This window comes from Pseudooceanicola sp. NS-SX8 (genome assembly GCF_057380755.1).
The window spans coordinates 4,579,866-4,594,430 of record NZ_CM170819.1 but is presented as its reverse complement, the minus strand read 5'-3'; the positions used below and the strand labels follow the sequence as shown (position 1 = coordinate 4,594,430).

The following is a 14,565-nucleotide window of genomic DNA, read 5'->3' as shown; positions in this document are numbered from 1 at the left end:
CGTGCAGGGTGCATGTCGCCCGATCCGGAAATTCATCCTGCCGCCTGGGCTTGCCGGTCTGTGCCGGCGCCTGCCCCGGGCGGGCTGGCACGATCATGGAGGTTCTCGTGACCCTTTCCCCCGATACGCCCGCGGCTGTCCGTGCGGTTCCACTGACGCCCGAGGCCTTTGCCCCCTACGGCCATGTTGCCCGCCCCGGGGCCGGCGATGTGAAGATGATCCGCGACGGCAATGTCCGGCTGAGCAAGAGCGCGACGGTGTTCGAACACCTTGGTTCCGCGCCCGACGCCACAATCGACTTCTACGAGGTGCAGCCGGAGGGGGAGGTTCTGATCGCCTCGACCATCGAGCGGCACGAGAAGTCGTCGCAGCTTTTCTGCCCCATGCGGGCTGGTCGCTGGCTGGTCGTGATCTGGCCCGACGGGCCGGAGGGCGCGCCGCTGGCCTTCGTCGCCGGGCCGGAGGACGTGGTGACCTATGCGCCGGGCCTGTGGCACCACGGGATCGCGGCCCTTGATGAGCCGGCCTGCTTTGCCTCCCTCATGTGGAAGGCGGCCGACCGGGTCGGCGATGCGGAATTTCTGCCGCTGGATCAGCCCGTTGTCATCGGGTGGGACGCCCGATGACCGCCGCGGGGCGTGGTCGGCTGGCCATCGACATCGGGGCGCGGTTCGCGGATTTCGTCTTCTGGTCCGACGGGGCGCTATCGGTGGCGAAGATCCCCGCCGAAGGGTCGCTGGCAGAGGTGGTCGGGGCCGGGCTGGACCGGCTTTCGCTGCAGCCCGAGACGCTGGATGAGCTGCGGCTGGTGACGACCGCGCCGCTGAATGCCCTGCTTGCGCGGGCGCCGGCACCGGTGGCCCTGCTGACGACGCAGGGGTTTGGCGACACGCTGCGCCTGGGGCGGCAGAACAGGGCCGCGCTTTACGATCCGGTGGCGCGCTCGCCCGCGCCGGCCTTCCTGGTGGAGCCGGACCGGGTGTTCGAGGTGGCGGGGCGCCTGGGCGCCGATGGCGAAGAGGTGACGCCGCTGGACGAGGCCGGGCTGGCGCGGGTGATCACCGCCCTGGGGGAGGCAGATGTCGAGGCGGTGGCGATCTGTTTCCTCTTTGCGCATCTGTCGCCCGATCATGAGCTGCAGGCGGCCCGGGCGATCCGGGCGGCCCTGCCGGATCTGCGCATCAGCCTGTCCCACCAGGTCGATCCCGGCCCGCGCGAGTATGAGCGCACGGTCTCCGTGCTGCTGGACGCCTGGCTTGCGGCAAAGACGGCGGGGCCGGTGGCGGCCCTGCGGCGGGCCCTGGCGGAGCGCGGCTTTGCCGGGGGCCTGCTGCTGGGCGAGGGGCGGGGCGTGCTGGTGTCCGACGATGCCTTCGACCTGCAGCGATCGGTGCTGCTGAGCGGGGCGCCGGCTGCGGCGGCGCGGGTCGGTTCCGCGCTGGAGGATGCGCCGGTGGTGCTGGCGGTCGACATCGGGTCGTACAGCGCCGACATGTCGATGCTGCGCGAAAGGGCGCCGGTGGCGACGGAACAGGGCCGGATCGCGGGCGTGCCGCTGCGGGTGCCGACCCTGGACATGAGCAGCCTGCCCCTGGGCGGGGCGCAGACCGTGGCCGAGGGGCCGCGCGGGCTGGTCTTCGGGGGGGAGAAAGCCGGGCCGAGCCTGGATGACGCGATGGCGGTGCTGGGCTGGTTGCCGGAGGCGCGACCGGGCGCCGTGGCGCGGCTGGAGGCGTTTTCGGCAGAGGCGGCAGAGGGCGTGGCGGCAGAAGGCATGGCCCGGCGGATCGTCTCCGCCGCGGCGGAGCTGGCGGCGATGGAGCTGACCCGCTACGCGACCCGCCGCAACGTCGATCCGTCGCGGGCGCAATTGCTGGTGATGGGGGGCGGCGGCGCCCTTCTGGCGGCGGAGATCGGGGCGGCCATGGGGCTGTCGTCGGTGGCCCTGCCCCGGGCGCCGGGCGCGGCGGGGGCCCTGGGCCTTGCCATGGCGCCGGAGCGGAGCGAGGCGGGCCGCCAGTGCGACCGCGACCTTGCCACGCTGGAGGATGCCACGCTGGACACGTTGCTGACGCAGCTGGAGGCAGAGACAGAGGGTGGGGGCGCGGCGGTCTATACCTTTACCCTGGCGGCGCTGCGCCAGATGCACCCGATGCCGTTGGTCCTGGCAGAGCGTCCCGGCTCCGTCGCGGCGCTGAAGGAGATGTTCGCGCGGGCCTACCGCGCGGCCTACGGGATCACCCCGCCGGGCGAGGGGCACCTTTTCGCGGTCGCGGTCCATCGCGACCGGGCAGAGGCGCTGCCCCCCCTGGCCGGCGACGCGGGGCCTTTCCCCGTTGCAGGCCCTGCCCTGTTTGCCACCGAAGCCGGCGCCATCCGCGTGCCGGAGGGCTGGACCCTGAGCCATGGGGACGCCTGCTACCTGCTGAAGAGGACCCCCGCATGAGCGACAGCCTGTCCATCCTGCAACTCCGCCTCGACGGGCTGGCGGAAACCATGCAGCAGACCCTGCTGCGCTGCGCCGTCTCGCCCGTGGTGCGGGAGGGGGCCGATACCTCCTGCGCGCTGTTTTCCGCCCATGGGGAGCTGATGGCGCTGGCGGAGGCGATCCCGTTGTTGCTGGGCGCCCTGCCCGGCGCCGTGGGCGCGATCCTGCGGGAATACCCGGCGGGGGAGATGGCCCCGGGCGACATCTTCGTGACCAACGATCCCTTCTCCGGCGGGACGCACCTGCCGGACATCGCGGTGGTACAGCCGGTTTTCGAGGGCGAGACGCTGATCGCCATGACGGCCAGCCTGCTGCACCACCAGGACATCGGCAGCACGCGGCCGGGATCGGTGCCGCCTGACGCCACGGAGATCTACCACGAGGGCCTGCGCCTGCCGCCGATGCGCGCCGGGCGCGACGGTGCCTTCGACCGGGAGTTCGCCAACCTCGTCCGCTTTGCCTCCCGCGCGCCGGAGGTGGTGCTGGGCGACCTGGAAACCCAGCTGGCGGCGGGCCATTCCGCCGCGGGCGGCATCCGGCGGCTGGCGGAGGATTTCGGCACCTCGGGCTTCCTGTCGGCCACCGATGCCCTGCTCGACCGGTCCGAGGAAGAGGCGCGGGCGCGGCTGGAAACCTTCGCCGCGGGTCCCTTCCTGGGCGCAGACGAGCTGGACCCGGTGGCAGAGCTTGGCCCCTGCGCGGCGAAGGTGGCGATCACCTTCGAGCATGGCCGGCTGATCGCGGATTTCGAGGGATCCTCGCCGCAGGTGAAGGCGCCGGTGAACTGCGTCCGTTCCGGCCCGCTGTCGGCGGTCTTCTACGGGGTGCTGACCCTGCTGGGCGACGAGGCGCTGCGCAACGGCGGCATCCTGCGGCTGATCGAGCTGCGGTTGCCGGAGGCGAGCGTGGTGAACGCCAGCCTGCCCGCGGCGGTGAACGCGCGGATGAACATGGTGCGTTGCATCACCTCTGCCGTGCTGCAGGCGCTGGCCGAGGCGGATGGAGACCGCATGCCCGCCGCCAATTCCGGCATGTCCTATGTCATCGCCTTTTCCGGCAAGGATGCGGCGGGGGAGCCCTTCCTTTCGACCGAGATCGTCGCCGGTGGCGCGGGGGGCGGCCCCCATGCGGACGGGGCGCCCGCGATTTCCACCGATGTGGGCAATGCGATGAACATCAGCGCCGAGTCGCTGGAAAGCATGTGCCCGATGCGGCTGGTCACGGCAGAGATCCGGCGCGGGTCGGGCGGCGCGGGCCGGTTCCGGGGCGGCGACGGTGCGCGGCGGGTCTACGAGGCCCTGACCGATGGCATCGCCGCCTCGATCCGGGGCGAGCGGTTTTCCAACGTGGCCAGGGGCGCGCGGGGCGGCGGATCGCCCAAGGGATCGGCCGCCACGGTGCTGCGCCTGTCGGGCGCGCGGGAGGAGTTGACGGCGCGGTCGGCGGTGACGCTGAACCGTGGCGACCGGCTGATCATCGAAAGCTCTGGCGGGGCGGGCTACGGCACGCCCCTGTAAGCATCTGGCTGTGCATGGAAAAAGGCCCCCGCCGAGGGATCGGCGGGGGCCTTTTCATGTCCGGTGGATGCCGGGATCAGTCGTCGTCTTCGCTGATCTTCGCACCGCGTTTGGCCAGCCGTGCCCGCAGGCCCGGCAGGAAGGCCGAGGCGAGGAAGAGCAGGGAGAGCACCATGAAGGTGGCCGAGAGCGGGCGTTCGAAGAAGGTCATCAGGTTGCCCTTGGACAGCAGCATGGCCCGGCGGAAGTTTTCTTCGAGCATTGGCCCGAGGATGAAGCCCAGCAGGACCGGCGTGGCCGGGAAGCCGGTGCGCCGCATGATGTAGCCCACCACCCCGAAGCCCAGCACGACGAAGATGTCGAAGACGTTGTTGTCGGCCGAGTAGACGCCCAGGCAGATGAAGATCAGGATGCCGGGGTAGAGCAGGTGATAGGGGATCGACAGCAGCTTCACCCACATGCCGATCAGTGGGATGTTGAGCACGAGGAGCAGCAGGTTGCCGACCCAGAAGCTCATGATCAGGCCCCAGAACATCTGGGGGTGGTCATTGATCAGGTTCGGGCCTGGGGTGATGCCGTGCAGGATCATCGCGCCCATCAGCACCGCCACGACCGCGTCGCCCGGGATGCCGAGGCTGAGGGTGGGGATGAAGGCGGCCTGGACGGAGGCGTTGTTGGCGGCCTCGGGCGAAGAGATGCCTTCGAGCGCGCCCTTGCCGAACTGCTCCGGCGTTTTCGAGAGCCGTTTTTCGGTGGCATAGGCCATGAGCGAGGCGATGCCCGGCCCGGTGCCCGGCAGGGCGCCGACGAAGGAGCCGATGACGGAGCCGCGCAGGGTGGGCCAGGTGATGCGTTTCCATTCGGCGCGGGTGGGCAGCATGTCGCGGAAGCGGATGCGGCCGACCTGGTGCATCACGCCGGAGGGCTGGCCGATGTTGGCGATGATCTCCGCCACGCCGAAGAGGCCCATGGCCAGCGCCACGATGGAGAAGCCGTCGGCCAGTTCGAACATGCCGAAGGTGAAGCGGAACTGGCCGGTGTTCACGTCGGTGCCCACGGTGCCCAGCATCAGGCCGAAGACCACCATGGCCAGCGCCTTGAACGGCGAGCCCAGTGTCATGGTGGAGGCCGCGACGAGGCCCAGCAGGATGACGGAGAAGTAGTCCTCGGCGCCGAATTCCAGGGCGAATTCCGCGATCAGGGGCGCGAAGCCCATCACGAGGATGATGGCGAAGGAGGAGCCGATGAAGCTGTTGATCGCGGTGACGAAGATCGCCAGCGGCGCCTTGCCCTGCTGCGCCAGGGGGTAGCCGTCGAGGCAGGTGATGGCCGCCGTCGCCGTGCCGGGCAGGTTGAGCAGGATGGAAGCGGTGGAGCCGCCGTATTGCGCGCCGTAGAAGATGCCGGCCAGCATGATCAGCGCATCGGTCGGGTCGAGGTAGTAGGTCAGCGGCAGCGCGAGCGAGATCGCCGCCAGCGCACCGATGCCGGGCAGCACGCCCACGAAGGTGCCGACGGTGACGCCGATGAAGCAGTAGAGCAGGGCATGCCAGGTGAAGGCCGCCTGGATGCCGGTTTCGATACCGTGCAGGAGATCCATCAGGAGGCTCCGAAAGCTGCAATGGGCAGGCCGAGGCCCCAGATGAAGACCAGCGTGCCGAAGATGGTCATGAAGAGCGCGACGAGGATCAGCGAGGGCCAGTCGCTGCGCCGCTCCGCCAGGCCGGAGATGCCGATGAGCAGGAGCGCCGCGGGCACGTAGCCGATGTGTTCGACGCTGAAGGCGAAGACCAGGACACTGACGATCGTGCACAGGAGCGCGCGCCAGGCGAAGGGCTCTCGCGGTGCCTCGGCGGGCGGGGTCTCGGCGGGTGGGGCGGCGTTGCGGGCCTCGCGCCAGGTTTCGGCCATGACGCCGAGGCCCATCAGGGCGAAAGCTATGGAGACGACGAGGGGGAAGAACCCGGGGCCGGGGCGGAACAGGCTGCCGAGCGGGTAGCTGGCGGCGCCGATGGCCATGGCTGCGCCGGTCAGGACGACAACGGCGCCGGGCAGGAAGGGAAGGGGGGAATGCTTCGACAAGATGATATCCGGTGGCTGCGTGCAGGGGCGTGGCCGGCGGGGCTGCCACCGGCCCGCGCATCCCGCGGGCCGGTGCCGATGTTTGACCCGGTGTCTGGTCCGGTTCCGGTTCCGGTTACTGTTTCAGGCCGGCCGCGTCCACGACCTCGGTCCACTTCTCGACCTCGGAGGCGATGAAGGCCTTGGACTCCGCCGGGGGCATGCCTTCGACGAGGAAGCCGCGTTCCTTGAAGATCGCCTGCATCTCATCCGTCTTCAGCGCGTCGGAGATGGCTGCATAGAGCGTGTCGAGCACTTCCGGCGGGGTACCGGCGGGGGCGAAGACACCCTGCCAGGAGAAGGCGGCGTAGTCGGGCAGGCCCGCTTCGGCGATGGTGGGCACGCCTTCGAGCAGGTAGTGCGGCTGGGTGCCGGTCACGCCGAGCGCGCGCAGGCGGCCGGAGTTGATGTATTCCGAGGTCACCAGGATATCGCCGAACATCGCGTCGATGCGCCCGCCCAGCAGGTCCTGCAGGGCGGCGGCGCTGCCCTGGTAGGGCACGTGCAGCAGCTTGGTGCCGGATTGCAGCGCGAAAAGCTCACCCGCCATGTGCATGGAGGTGCCGACGCCCGGGGTGCCGTGGGTGAAGGTATCGGGATTGGCCTTGGCGTAGTCGATCACGTCCTGGACGGAGTTGAAGTCGCTTTCGGCATTGACCACCAGCACCAGCGGCGAAGAGATGACGATGCTGACCGGATCGAAATCGGCGGTCGGGGAATAGGGCAGGTCATCGCGCAGCGCGGCGGAGATGGCGTTGGAGCCGGTGACGCCCATCAGCAGGGTGTAGCCGTCGGGGTCGGACTTGGCGACGTAGTTGGCGCCCACGGTGCCACCGGCGCCGCCGCGGTTTTCCACCGCGACCGGCTGACCCAGGGTGGCCGAGATGGATTCACCGATCTTGCGTGCCAGCAGGTCGGTGGAGCCGCCCGGCGGGAAGGGCACGACGATGGTGATGGGTTTTTCGGGGTAGTCGGCGGCCTGCGCCATGGGGGCGCCGAGACCGGCGGTCAGGGCCAGCACGGCCGCGCCGAGGCCTTTCAGAAAGTGTCTACGCATTTGGAAACCTCCGTTCCTGTTGGGTTTTGCGGCCCTTTCCGGGCCATCTGGGTTATTCTCTCGGTCTTCGGGGCCCCGTGGCCCCTCCCTTTTGATCAGGGGATCATGCACTGCGGCGGAACCTGTCCGGCGCGAAGGGGGAAAGGTCTATCTCTGGCGTGCGGCCGTCGATCAGGCTGGCGATTTCGCGGCCCGTGGTGGCGCCGCCGCACATGCCGACATGGCCGTGGCCGAAGCCGAACCAGGCGTTTTCCACCTTGGGCGCGCGGCCGATGACGGGCATGGAATCCGGCATGCAGGGGCGGTGGCCCATCCAGACCGTGTGCTGGTCGGGGCGCATGCGGGGGAACATGGTCTGCCCCACCTTCAGCAGGCTTTCGGCGCGGGTGTAGTTCGGCGCGGCCTTAAGCCCGGCCAGTTCCACCGTCCCCGCCAGCCGCAGCCCCATCGACATGGGATTGACCATGATGTTCTGTTCCACCGCCATGACGTTGCGGTTCAGGGTGATGCCGGGATCGTTCACGGTGACATGGTAGCCGCGCTGGCTTTCCAGCGGCACCTTGGTGCCCAGAAGCTTCGTCAGCTGGCCCGACCAGGCCCCGGCGGCGATGACGACACCATCCACCGCGACCTCCTGCCCGGCATCGGTCAGGATCGCGTCGATCCGGTCGCCGGTGCGGCGGAAGCCGGTGACATGGGCGCGCAGGTGCTCCGCCCCGTCGGTGATCGCCTGTCCGTAGATCGCCTTCACCAGCGCCGAAGGATCGGGGGTGGAGCCGTTGTCGGGCGCGAACTGGCCAAAGCCGAAGGAACCGCGCAGGTCCGGCTCCAGCTCGAAGAGCGCTTCGGCGTCGAGTTCCTGCATCTCCACGCCGAGGCTGCGGCGCAGGTTGGCGCCCCAGGCCCATTTCTGCGCCGCCTCGCGGGAGGAATAGACGTAGAGGCAGCCGTTCTGCCGCATCAGGGACATGCCGCCCGCGCGTTGCAGCAGCGGGGTATAGGCGTCGAAGACGGGGGCGAGCAGGCCGCGCATGGCGGTGGCGATCCTGGTCACCTCCGCCTCATTCGCGTGGCGCAGGAAGCGCATCAGCCAGGGCAGCACCGTCGGCAGGTAGTGCGAACGGATCACCAGCGGTCCGTCGGGATCGAGCAGCCATTTCGGCACCCGCTTCCACATGCCGGGCATGGCGACGGGCAGGACGGCACTGGGCGAGAGGGAGCCCGCATTGCCGAAGGAGCAGGCCTCCCCCGCTTCCCTGGGGTCGATGAAGGTCACGCTGTGCCCGCTGCGCTGCAGCCAGCCCGCCGTTGCCGCCCCGACGATCCCCGTGCCGATGATTCCGATATGCATGCCCGTTCCGGTCTTTCCTGTGGTCTTGAACGGGATTGTTCGGGGAGCTCTCAAATAATACAAACGAAATGAACTTAATCACCCATAAGGAAAATTGATGTCTGCCTCCCTTCGCCAGCTCAGAGCCTTCGATGCGGTCGCCGAGGAGGCGAGCTTCACTGGCGCGGCGGAGCGGCTGAACCTGACGCAATCGGCGGTCAGCATGTTGATCCGCCAGTTCGAGGATGACCTTCGCGTGCCCTTGTTCACAAGGACCGGACGTGGGGCGCAGCTGACGGAGTTCGGGGTGCAGATCCGGCCTACGGTGACCCGGGTGCTGTCGGATCTGCAAAACATCTCGGACGCGGCGGAGGACCTGCGGTCGCTGCAGCGCGGGCACCTGCGGATCGTGGTGCCGCAGATGCTGGGATGTTGCTGGTTGCCGGGGGCGCTGCGCAGTTTCCGGGCGCTTTACCCCGGGGTGGAGGTCACGGTGCTGGAAACCGCAGGGGACGACGTGGTGCAGACGGTGGCCATGGGCGAGGCGGAGATCGGCATCGGGCCGGAGCGGACCCTGGTCAACGACGTGACCGCGGCCTTCCTGTGGGAGGTCCCGATGAGACTGGTCGTATCCGCGCGCTCCCCGCTGGCGCGCAAGGGGCATGTGCCCGCGCTGGAGGAGCTGGAGCAGTCGCGCTGGATCAGCTACTCGGACGACTTCAGCGAGATGTTGCACCGCACGCTTCTGGGCAGCCGCAGCATGGCGCGGACGCAGGACATGCGGGTGCTGGGGCTGATGAGTTCGCTGGCGATGATCGGGCAGGAGGATTACCTGACGGTCGCGCCGGCCTATGCCGCGCTTTTCGCCGAGGTCTTCGGCCTGCGTTTCCTGCCCTTCGACGGGCCGCCCAGCCGCCGGCGGTTCCTGCAGTACCAACGCACCCGGCACGACCTGTCGCCGGCGGCGGCAGCCTTCCTGGATCACGCGCGGATCTCTGGCCCGGCAGAGGCGGTTTCTTGACCGATGCAAAGGGGGCGGCAGCAGCTATCAGGGGACCCGTAGTCATTTGTCAGGGTGGGACAATCTGTCGAAACATGACGGGATTTGTAAGTTGATTTGCGAAACTCGATCGGGCTTAGTGGGGCCGTGCCAACCGCCATTCTGACGAGCTGAATTGAAAGTCTGCAGGAGATGCAAAAGGTTGGCGGCCCTGTCCCCGCGGCATTGTCGCGGGAGATGTCATGCGCCGCCCGATTGCTGCAGTGGACTGCCGGACTTGGAAAGCGACTTGCCCTGGCCGCGGCAATCGATCCGGCATTGTCCGGTGGAACCCAGGAATTGCTGATCAAGGAGATCGAAATGACGTTAGTGAAAATGCGCGCGGTCCTGTCCGTTTCCGGTGTTGCCCTGCTTGCGGCGGCCGCGCCGGTGCTGGCGGACAATGACGGGACGAACATGGATGCCGAAGCCGCCACCACGATGACCTCCGTCGATGCGCTGGACGCAGCCCTGGCGCTGGCCGAATACGGCAGCGAAAAGGGGGATCCGCTGGTCCTTCTCGGGGCGGCCCAGGCGATGCAGCTGATCGGTGCCGAACACGATGGCGACGGAGAGGTCGCGGACGAGGAACTGGCCGATGCGGCCAAGCCCGCCGGCACCCTGACCGAGAAACCCGCCGGCGACGCCCCGGAAGAGGTCACCGTGGCCTCCCTGCTGGACGAAGCCCGGCTGCTGGCCCGTGGCGACGAAGCGCTGCTGGCCCAGGCCGACGCGATTGCCGACAGTGCCTCCCGCGGGTCGGTCACCGGCCCCGGCCGCTACTCCGTCACCGTCAATTCCCAGAGCGTGAAGCGCATCTACGAGACCTTCTACGGCGGCGAGACCGGCACGGTCAGCCTGGTGGGCGACGGCGATACCGACCTCGACCTGGAAATCTACGACGAGAACGGCAACCTGATCTGCAGCTCCGAAAGCTTTGACGATACGGAGTACTGCTCCTTCAACCCGATCTGGACCGGGGATTTCACCATCAAGATCCTGAACTACGGCAGCGTCTACAACGATGCCGTCGTCCGGGTGAACTGACGGGTGAACTGATCGCATCCTGACCCTGCCCCGATCGCGCATCCCGCGCCTGGATCGGGGCGAGTTCACCATCGGAGGGGGCCGGAAGGCCCCCTTCGTTCAGCCAAGATTTGTTTCGCCAGTTCAAGCCGTGCCCGCCCAGCCATGCCTGCCCAGATCCGCGCCCTGTTTTCCCTTCTGATCGCCCTGCTGTGCCTGCCCGTTGCCGGCCCGGCCGCTTCGGAAACACGCGCCTTGCTGATCGGGGCCAGCGCCTATTCGGGCGATGTGCCCGCGCTGGTGGGGCCGCGCAATGACGTCCTGCTCCTGCATGAGGTCCTGAGCCGCCATTGGGGGCGTGATGCGGATATCCGGGTGCTGGCCGATTCCCTGGACCAGGCGGATTACGATTTTCCCCGGCCCGAGGCACAGCCGGCAACGCGCGCCGCAATCCTGGAGGCCTTTGCCAGCCTGCGCGATGATATCGAACCGGGCGACCAGGTGCTGGTCTATTTCTCCGGCCACGGGTCCCAGGCGCCCAGTGTCGATGGCCCCGAGGCGGAGCCCGATGGCCTGGACGAGATTTTCCTGGCCGCCGATTTCGAATTGGGTTTCGACGAGACCCGGGACATGGTGACGATCCGCAATCACCTGCGGGACGATGAAATCGGGGCCGAGGTGGATTCCCTTGTCGCGCGGGGGGCCTTTGTCTGGCTCGTGATCGACGCCTGCCATTCCGGCACGATGGAACGCAGCGCCGGAGAGGTGCGTGCGCGGTTCACCACGCTGCCCCGCGGCGGTGACGGTGTGGTCGACCTGAACGAGGCGCCGGATACGCGCAGCGTGGATTTGCCCCGGGCGATCAGCGCCGCCCCGCGTGTGCCCTCGGTCACGCCGCGCGCGCTGGATGCAGGGGGCTTCGTCGGGTTCTACGCCGCGCCGCCCGATCGCCTGGCCATCGAACAGCCGATGCCGAAGGAGGCCGAACCCGAGGACCGGCGCCAGCACGGGGTGATGACCTTTTCCCTCGTACGGGCGCTGGAAAAGGGCGGTGCCGGCAGCTACGGCGACCTGGCCCGCCGGATCGGCGCCTCTGTCTGGGAAGTCACGACCGCCCCGGTGCCGATGTTCGTTGGCAACCTGGGTGAGGCGCCGATGGTGGAGGGCGAGGGCAGCCGCAGCTTCGGCCTGAAGATGGAAGAGGGGCAGATGGTCCTTCTGGGTGGTCAGGTCGAGAGCCTGGCCGAGGGGACGATCCTTGCCGTGACGCCCGGTGACGCGGCCGAGGATGCGGCGCCGATGTTCCACCTGCGCATCCTGCGTGCGGAGATGGAGCGATCGGTGGTGGCGATCATAGAGGATGACCCGACCTATCCCGACACCCTTCCGGCGCAGCTGGAAAAGGAGGGTCTGAAGGCCACGCCCCGCATGCTGAACCTGTGGCTGGAGGACCGGTTGACGGCGCTCGTGGCGCGCCCGGTGTCGCAGCCGGTCAGTTTCGTCCTGCGGGTTGCCTTGCCAGAGGAGGCTGATCAGGCGGGGGCGGATCAGGTCGGCGCGGACCGGGTGGCGGAGCTGCTGCCCGCGCCGGGCGAGCTGGCTGCCGGGCTGGGCATGGAGACCGTGGCAGCCGGGGCGGAGGCCGATGTGCGGCTGGCGATTTCCGACGGGCGGCTGTGGCTTTTGAACGAACAGGCGGAGCTGATCACCGAGGGACCGCGGCGGGCCTGGTCCATGCCGATGGCGGCGCTGGACCGGGCGCAGCTTCAGGCGGCCCTGACGCAGCTGGCCCGGTCGCGCAACCTGCTGCGCGTGGCGGAGCGGTTCACCGAGACACCCCTGGCCGGGGGCCTGCGCGGGCGGCTTCTGACGGCGCCGGGCGTACTGGCGGCTGATGGCGGGTGCACGGGGGAAACGGCGGGCCCCTTCGTGGCGCGGGGCAGTTTCGAACAGCGGCCGGTCGCCCTGACGGCAGTGCATCACTGCGATCACGTGCGCCTGGAGCTGCGCAATGACGGGCGGAGCGCGCTGGACGTGTCGCCGTTCTATTTCGGGCCGCAGGGCAGTGTCTATTACCTGACTGGCTACCCGGACGGGGCCTATTTCGGCCTGCGCATCCCGGTGGGAGAGACGCGGGCGGTGGAGTATCCCGAGTGGACCTCGATGCCCGACGGCAGCTTTGTCGCGACGGGGCCGATGCGCCTGGTGGTGCTGGCCACGCCGGCGGTGCCGGGCAGCGATTACGCCGCCGACCTGCGCGACCTGGCCGGGTCCATGCCGCCGGAGGTCCGGAGCGGCGGCGGCGGGTTGTCGGCGCTGCTGAGCGATGCCGCCTTCCCGCAGGGGGTCACCCGATCCGCATCGACAGCGCGGGAAAGTGCCCGTGCGGCGGCCCTTGTCATCCCGCTTGAAACCTTCGCGCCGGAGGAAGACGCGCTGCGCCCCTGAAACTGTGCCCCAGAAACCGTTGGCCTGCCCGGGCGGGACGTTGGCCGGAAGGAAAGGACACTGCCATGACCTCGACCGTGCTGCCGCGGATTGCCGCGCTTCGGATCGCCCTCACCCGGTTGGCCACCCCCCGGTTGGCGATTGTTTTGCCGCTTCTTGTCCTTTCGGGGCTTTCGGGAACAGCCCCGGCGGCCCTTGCGCAGCAGGTGGGGGCCGTTCTGGACCCCGAGCGCGGGGTCCTGACCTTTGCGCCCAGCCTGCAGATGGCGCTGCCGGCCGTGGTCCAGATCCAGAGCCTGGAGCAATCCGGTGCGGAGGGGCTGCAGATCAGCGGCACCGGGTCGGGGGCGATCATAGATGGGAACGAGGGCCTGGTGCTGACCAACCAGCACGTGGTCGGCGGGGCGGATGCCCTGCGGGTCGTGCTGGAAGACGGGCGGATCCTGGAGGCGGAGCTTCTGGGCGCCGACGAGGCGACCGATACGGCGGTCCTGCGGATCGCGGCTGCATCGCTCAGCCAGATCCCGACCGGCGATAGCGATGCGCTGAAGGTGGGGGACGTTGTCTTTGCCATCGGCTATCCCTTCGGGCTGGCGCAGACGGTGACCATGGGGATCGTTTCGGGGCTGGGACGGTCCAACGGGGCGGATGCGATCGAGGATTTTATCCAGACCGATGCCCCCATCAACTTCGGCAACTCCGGCGGTCCGCTGATCAACAGCCGGGGGGAGCTTATCGGGGTCAATACCGCGATCTATTCGCCCGGCGGCCGCGATGGCGGCAACGTGGGCATCGGCTTCGTCACCCCGGCGCGCATCGCCCTAGCCATCGCGGACCAGATCGTCCGCACGGGGGAGGTGCACCGGGGCCGCATCGGGATTTCCATGCAGGAGATGACGCCGGAACTGGCGGAAGGGTTCGGCCTGGACCGACCGCGCGGCGTCATAGTGCGATCGGTCACGCAGGGCTCTTCGGCGGAGCAGGCGGGGGTGCAGGGCGGTGATCTGATCCTGGGCGCCAACGGGCGGGAGATCCTGTCCCCGGCGACCCTGCGGGCGGTCGTGGGTGTTTTGGAACCCGGGCGCGACGTGGTGCTGGACCTGCGCCGGGGGAGCGAGGCGCTTTCGCTGACCGTGACGCTGGATGCGCCGCAGGCCGCCCAGATAGCCTTCAGCGCGGACACCGGTGCGCTGACGGCCTTCGGGGCCAGCTTCCGCGATTCCCGGCCCGAGGATCAGCTGCCCGGGGGCCTGTCCGGCGCCGTGGTGGCGACCCTTGCCTCCGGCGCGGGTGGTCAGGGGGCGGGGCTGTTGCCCGGGGATGTCATCGTCGGCCTGAACGACGCGCCCGTCACCTCTGCCGCGGATCTGGCGGGGCTGGTGCAGCAGGGCACGGGGCCCTTCCGGGCCTCGGTCATCCGGCCCGGGGTGAATGCGATCATCCCGATGCTGCTGGACGGTTGAGCCGCCGGGCCGCCAATACTGGGCCGCCGATACAGGGCCGCACAGATACAGGGCCGCCCATCCGGGCCATCAGGCG

General features: G+C 69.0%; 11 protein-coding genes. 7 read left to right on the top strand and 4 right to left on the bottom strand.

From position 1 onward, the window contains the following. Nucleotides 1–107 precede the first annotated feature (107 nt). The 3 genes from AC2IR1_RS21060 to AC2IR1_RS21050 are packed head-to-tail and all read left to right on the top strand — an operon-like array spanning nt 108 to nt 4,005. Nucleotides 108–626 carry an ureidoglycolate lyase gene (locus AC2IR1_RS21060; protein WP_486473942.1) on the top strand — a complete coding sequence of 173 codons (519 nt, stop codon included), beginning with the start codon at nt 108–110 and terminating at the stop codon, nt 624–626. Beyond that, nucleotides 623–2,446, top strand: coding sequence for a hydantoinase/oxoprolinase N-terminal domain-containing protein (locus tag AC2IR1_RS21055; RefSeq protein WP_486473941.1), 1,824 nt, complete (start codon nt 623–625; stop codon nt 2,444–2,446). The genes AC2IR1_RS21060 and AC2IR1_RS21055 overlap by 4 nt, the downstream gene beginning before the upstream one ends. After that, nucleotides 2,443–4,005 carry a hydantoinase B/oxoprolinase family protein gene (locus AC2IR1_RS21050; RefSeq protein WP_486473940.1) on the top strand — a complete coding sequence of 521 codons (1,563 nt, stop codon included), beginning with the start codon at nt 2,443–2,445 and terminating at the stop codon, nt 4,003–4,005. Before AC2IR1_RS21055 ends, AC2IR1_RS21050 begins: the two co-directional genes overlap by 4 nt. A gap of 76 nt (nt 4,006–4,081) precedes the next feature. On the opposite strand, the gene AC2IR1_RS21045 is transcribed toward AC2IR1_RS21050, so the two are convergent. The 4 genes from AC2IR1_RS21045 to AC2IR1_RS21030 form a co-directional block, all read right to left on the bottom strand. Beyond that, nucleotides 4,082–5,605, bottom strand: a complete 1,524-nt coding sequence (locus AC2IR1_RS21045; RefSeq protein ID WP_486473939.1) for a tripartite tricarboxylate transporter permease — start codon at nt 5,603–5,605, stop codon at nt 4,082–4,084. Further along, nucleotides 5,605–6,087 carry a tripartite tricarboxylate transporter TctB family protein gene (locus AC2IR1_RS21040; RefSeq protein WP_486473938.1) on the bottom strand — a complete coding sequence of 161 codons (483 nt, stop codon included), beginning with the start codon at nt 6,085–6,087 and terminating at the stop codon, nt 5,605–5,607. Before AC2IR1_RS21040 ends, AC2IR1_RS21045 begins: the two co-directional genes overlap by 1 nt. A 115-nt stretch (nt 6,088–6,202) precedes the next feature. Beyond that, nucleotides 6,203–7,183 carry a Bug family tripartite tricarboxylate transporter substrate binding protein gene (locus tag AC2IR1_RS21035; RefSeq protein ID WP_486473937.1) on the bottom strand — a complete coding sequence of 327 codons (981 nt, stop codon included), beginning with the start codon at nt 7,181–7,183 and terminating at the stop codon, nt 6,203–6,205. 103 nt (nt 7,184–7,286) lie between these two features. Continuing rightward, nucleotides 7,287–8,534: an NAD(P)/FAD-dependent oxidoreductase gene (locus AC2IR1_RS21030; protein WP_486473936.1), complete on the bottom strand. Its 1,248-nt coding sequence runs from the start codon at nt 8,532–8,534 to the stop codon at nt 7,287–7,289. A gap of 97 nt (nt 8,535–8,631) precedes the next feature. Between AC2IR1_RS21030 and AC2IR1_RS21025 the strand changes: the two genes are divergently transcribed. The 4 genes from AC2IR1_RS21025 (at nt 8,632) to AC2IR1_RS21010 (ending at nt 14,489) form a co-directional block, all read left to right on the top strand. Next, entirely contained in the window at nt 8,632–9,534 is a 903-nt protein-coding gene (locus AC2IR1_RS21025; protein ID WP_486473935.1) for a LysR family transcriptional regulator, read from the top strand. A 339-nt stretch (nt 9,535–9,873) separates the two neighbouring features. Beyond that, on the top strand, nt 9,874–10,599 hold the full coding sequence (locus AC2IR1_RS21020) for a hypothetical protein (RefSeq protein ID WP_486473934.1): 726 nt from the start codon (nt 9,874–9,876) through the stop codon (nt 10,597–10,599). Nucleotides 10,600–10,743: 144 nt separating this feature from the next. Next, nucleotides 10,744–13,026 carry a caspase family protein gene (locus AC2IR1_RS21015; RefSeq protein ID WP_486473933.1) on the top strand — a complete coding sequence of 761 codons (2,283 nt, stop codon included), beginning with the start codon at nt 10,744–10,746 and terminating at the stop codon, nt 13,024–13,026. A gap of 65 nt (nt 13,027–13,091) precedes the next feature. Continuing rightward, nucleotides 13,092–14,489, top strand: coding sequence for a trypsin-like peptidase domain-containing protein (locus AC2IR1_RS21010; protein WP_486473932.1), 1,398 nt, complete (start codon nt 13,092–13,094; stop codon nt 14,487–14,489). Nucleotides 14,490–14,565 lie beyond the last annotated feature (76 nt).

Bases quoted from the DNA above. Each gene is read 5' to 3' on its own strand.
- AC2IR1_RS21030 (WP_486473936.1), bottom strand. From the start codon at position 8,534: ATGCATATCGGAATCATCGGCACGGGGATCGTCGGGGCGGCAACGGCG.
- AC2IR1_RS21045 (WP_486473939.1), bottom strand. From the start codon at position 5,605: ATGGATCTCCTGCACGGTATCGAAACCGGCATCCAGGCGGCCTTCACC.
- AC2IR1_RS21010 (WP_486473932.1), top strand. From the start codon at position 13,092: ATGACCTCGACCGTGCTGCCGCGGATTGCCGCGCTTCGGATCGCCCTC.
- AC2IR1_RS21050 (WP_486473940.1), top strand. From the start codon at position 2,443: ATGAGCGACAGCCTGTCCATCCTGCAACTCCGCCTCGACGGGCTGGCG.
- AC2IR1_RS21015 (WP_486473933.1), top strand. From the start codon at position 10,744: ATGCCTGCCCAGATCCGCGCCCTGTTTTCCCTTCTGATCGCCCTGCTG.
- AC2IR1_RS21035 (WP_486473937.1), bottom strand. From the start codon at position 7,183: ATGCGTAGACACTTTCTGAAAGGCCTCGGCGCGGCCGTGCTGGCCCTG.
- AC2IR1_RS21055 (WP_486473941.1), top strand. From the start codon at position 623: ATGACCGCCGCGGGGCGTGGTCGGCTGGCCATCGACATCGGGGCGCGG.
- AC2IR1_RS21025 (WP_486473935.1), top strand. From the start codon at position 8,632: ATGTCTGCCTCCCTTCGCCAGCTCAGAGCCTTCGATGCGGTCGCCGAG.
- AC2IR1_RS21020 (WP_486473934.1), top strand. From the start codon at position 9,874: ATGACGTTAGTGAAAATGCGCGCGGTCCTGTCCGTTTCCGGTGTTGCC.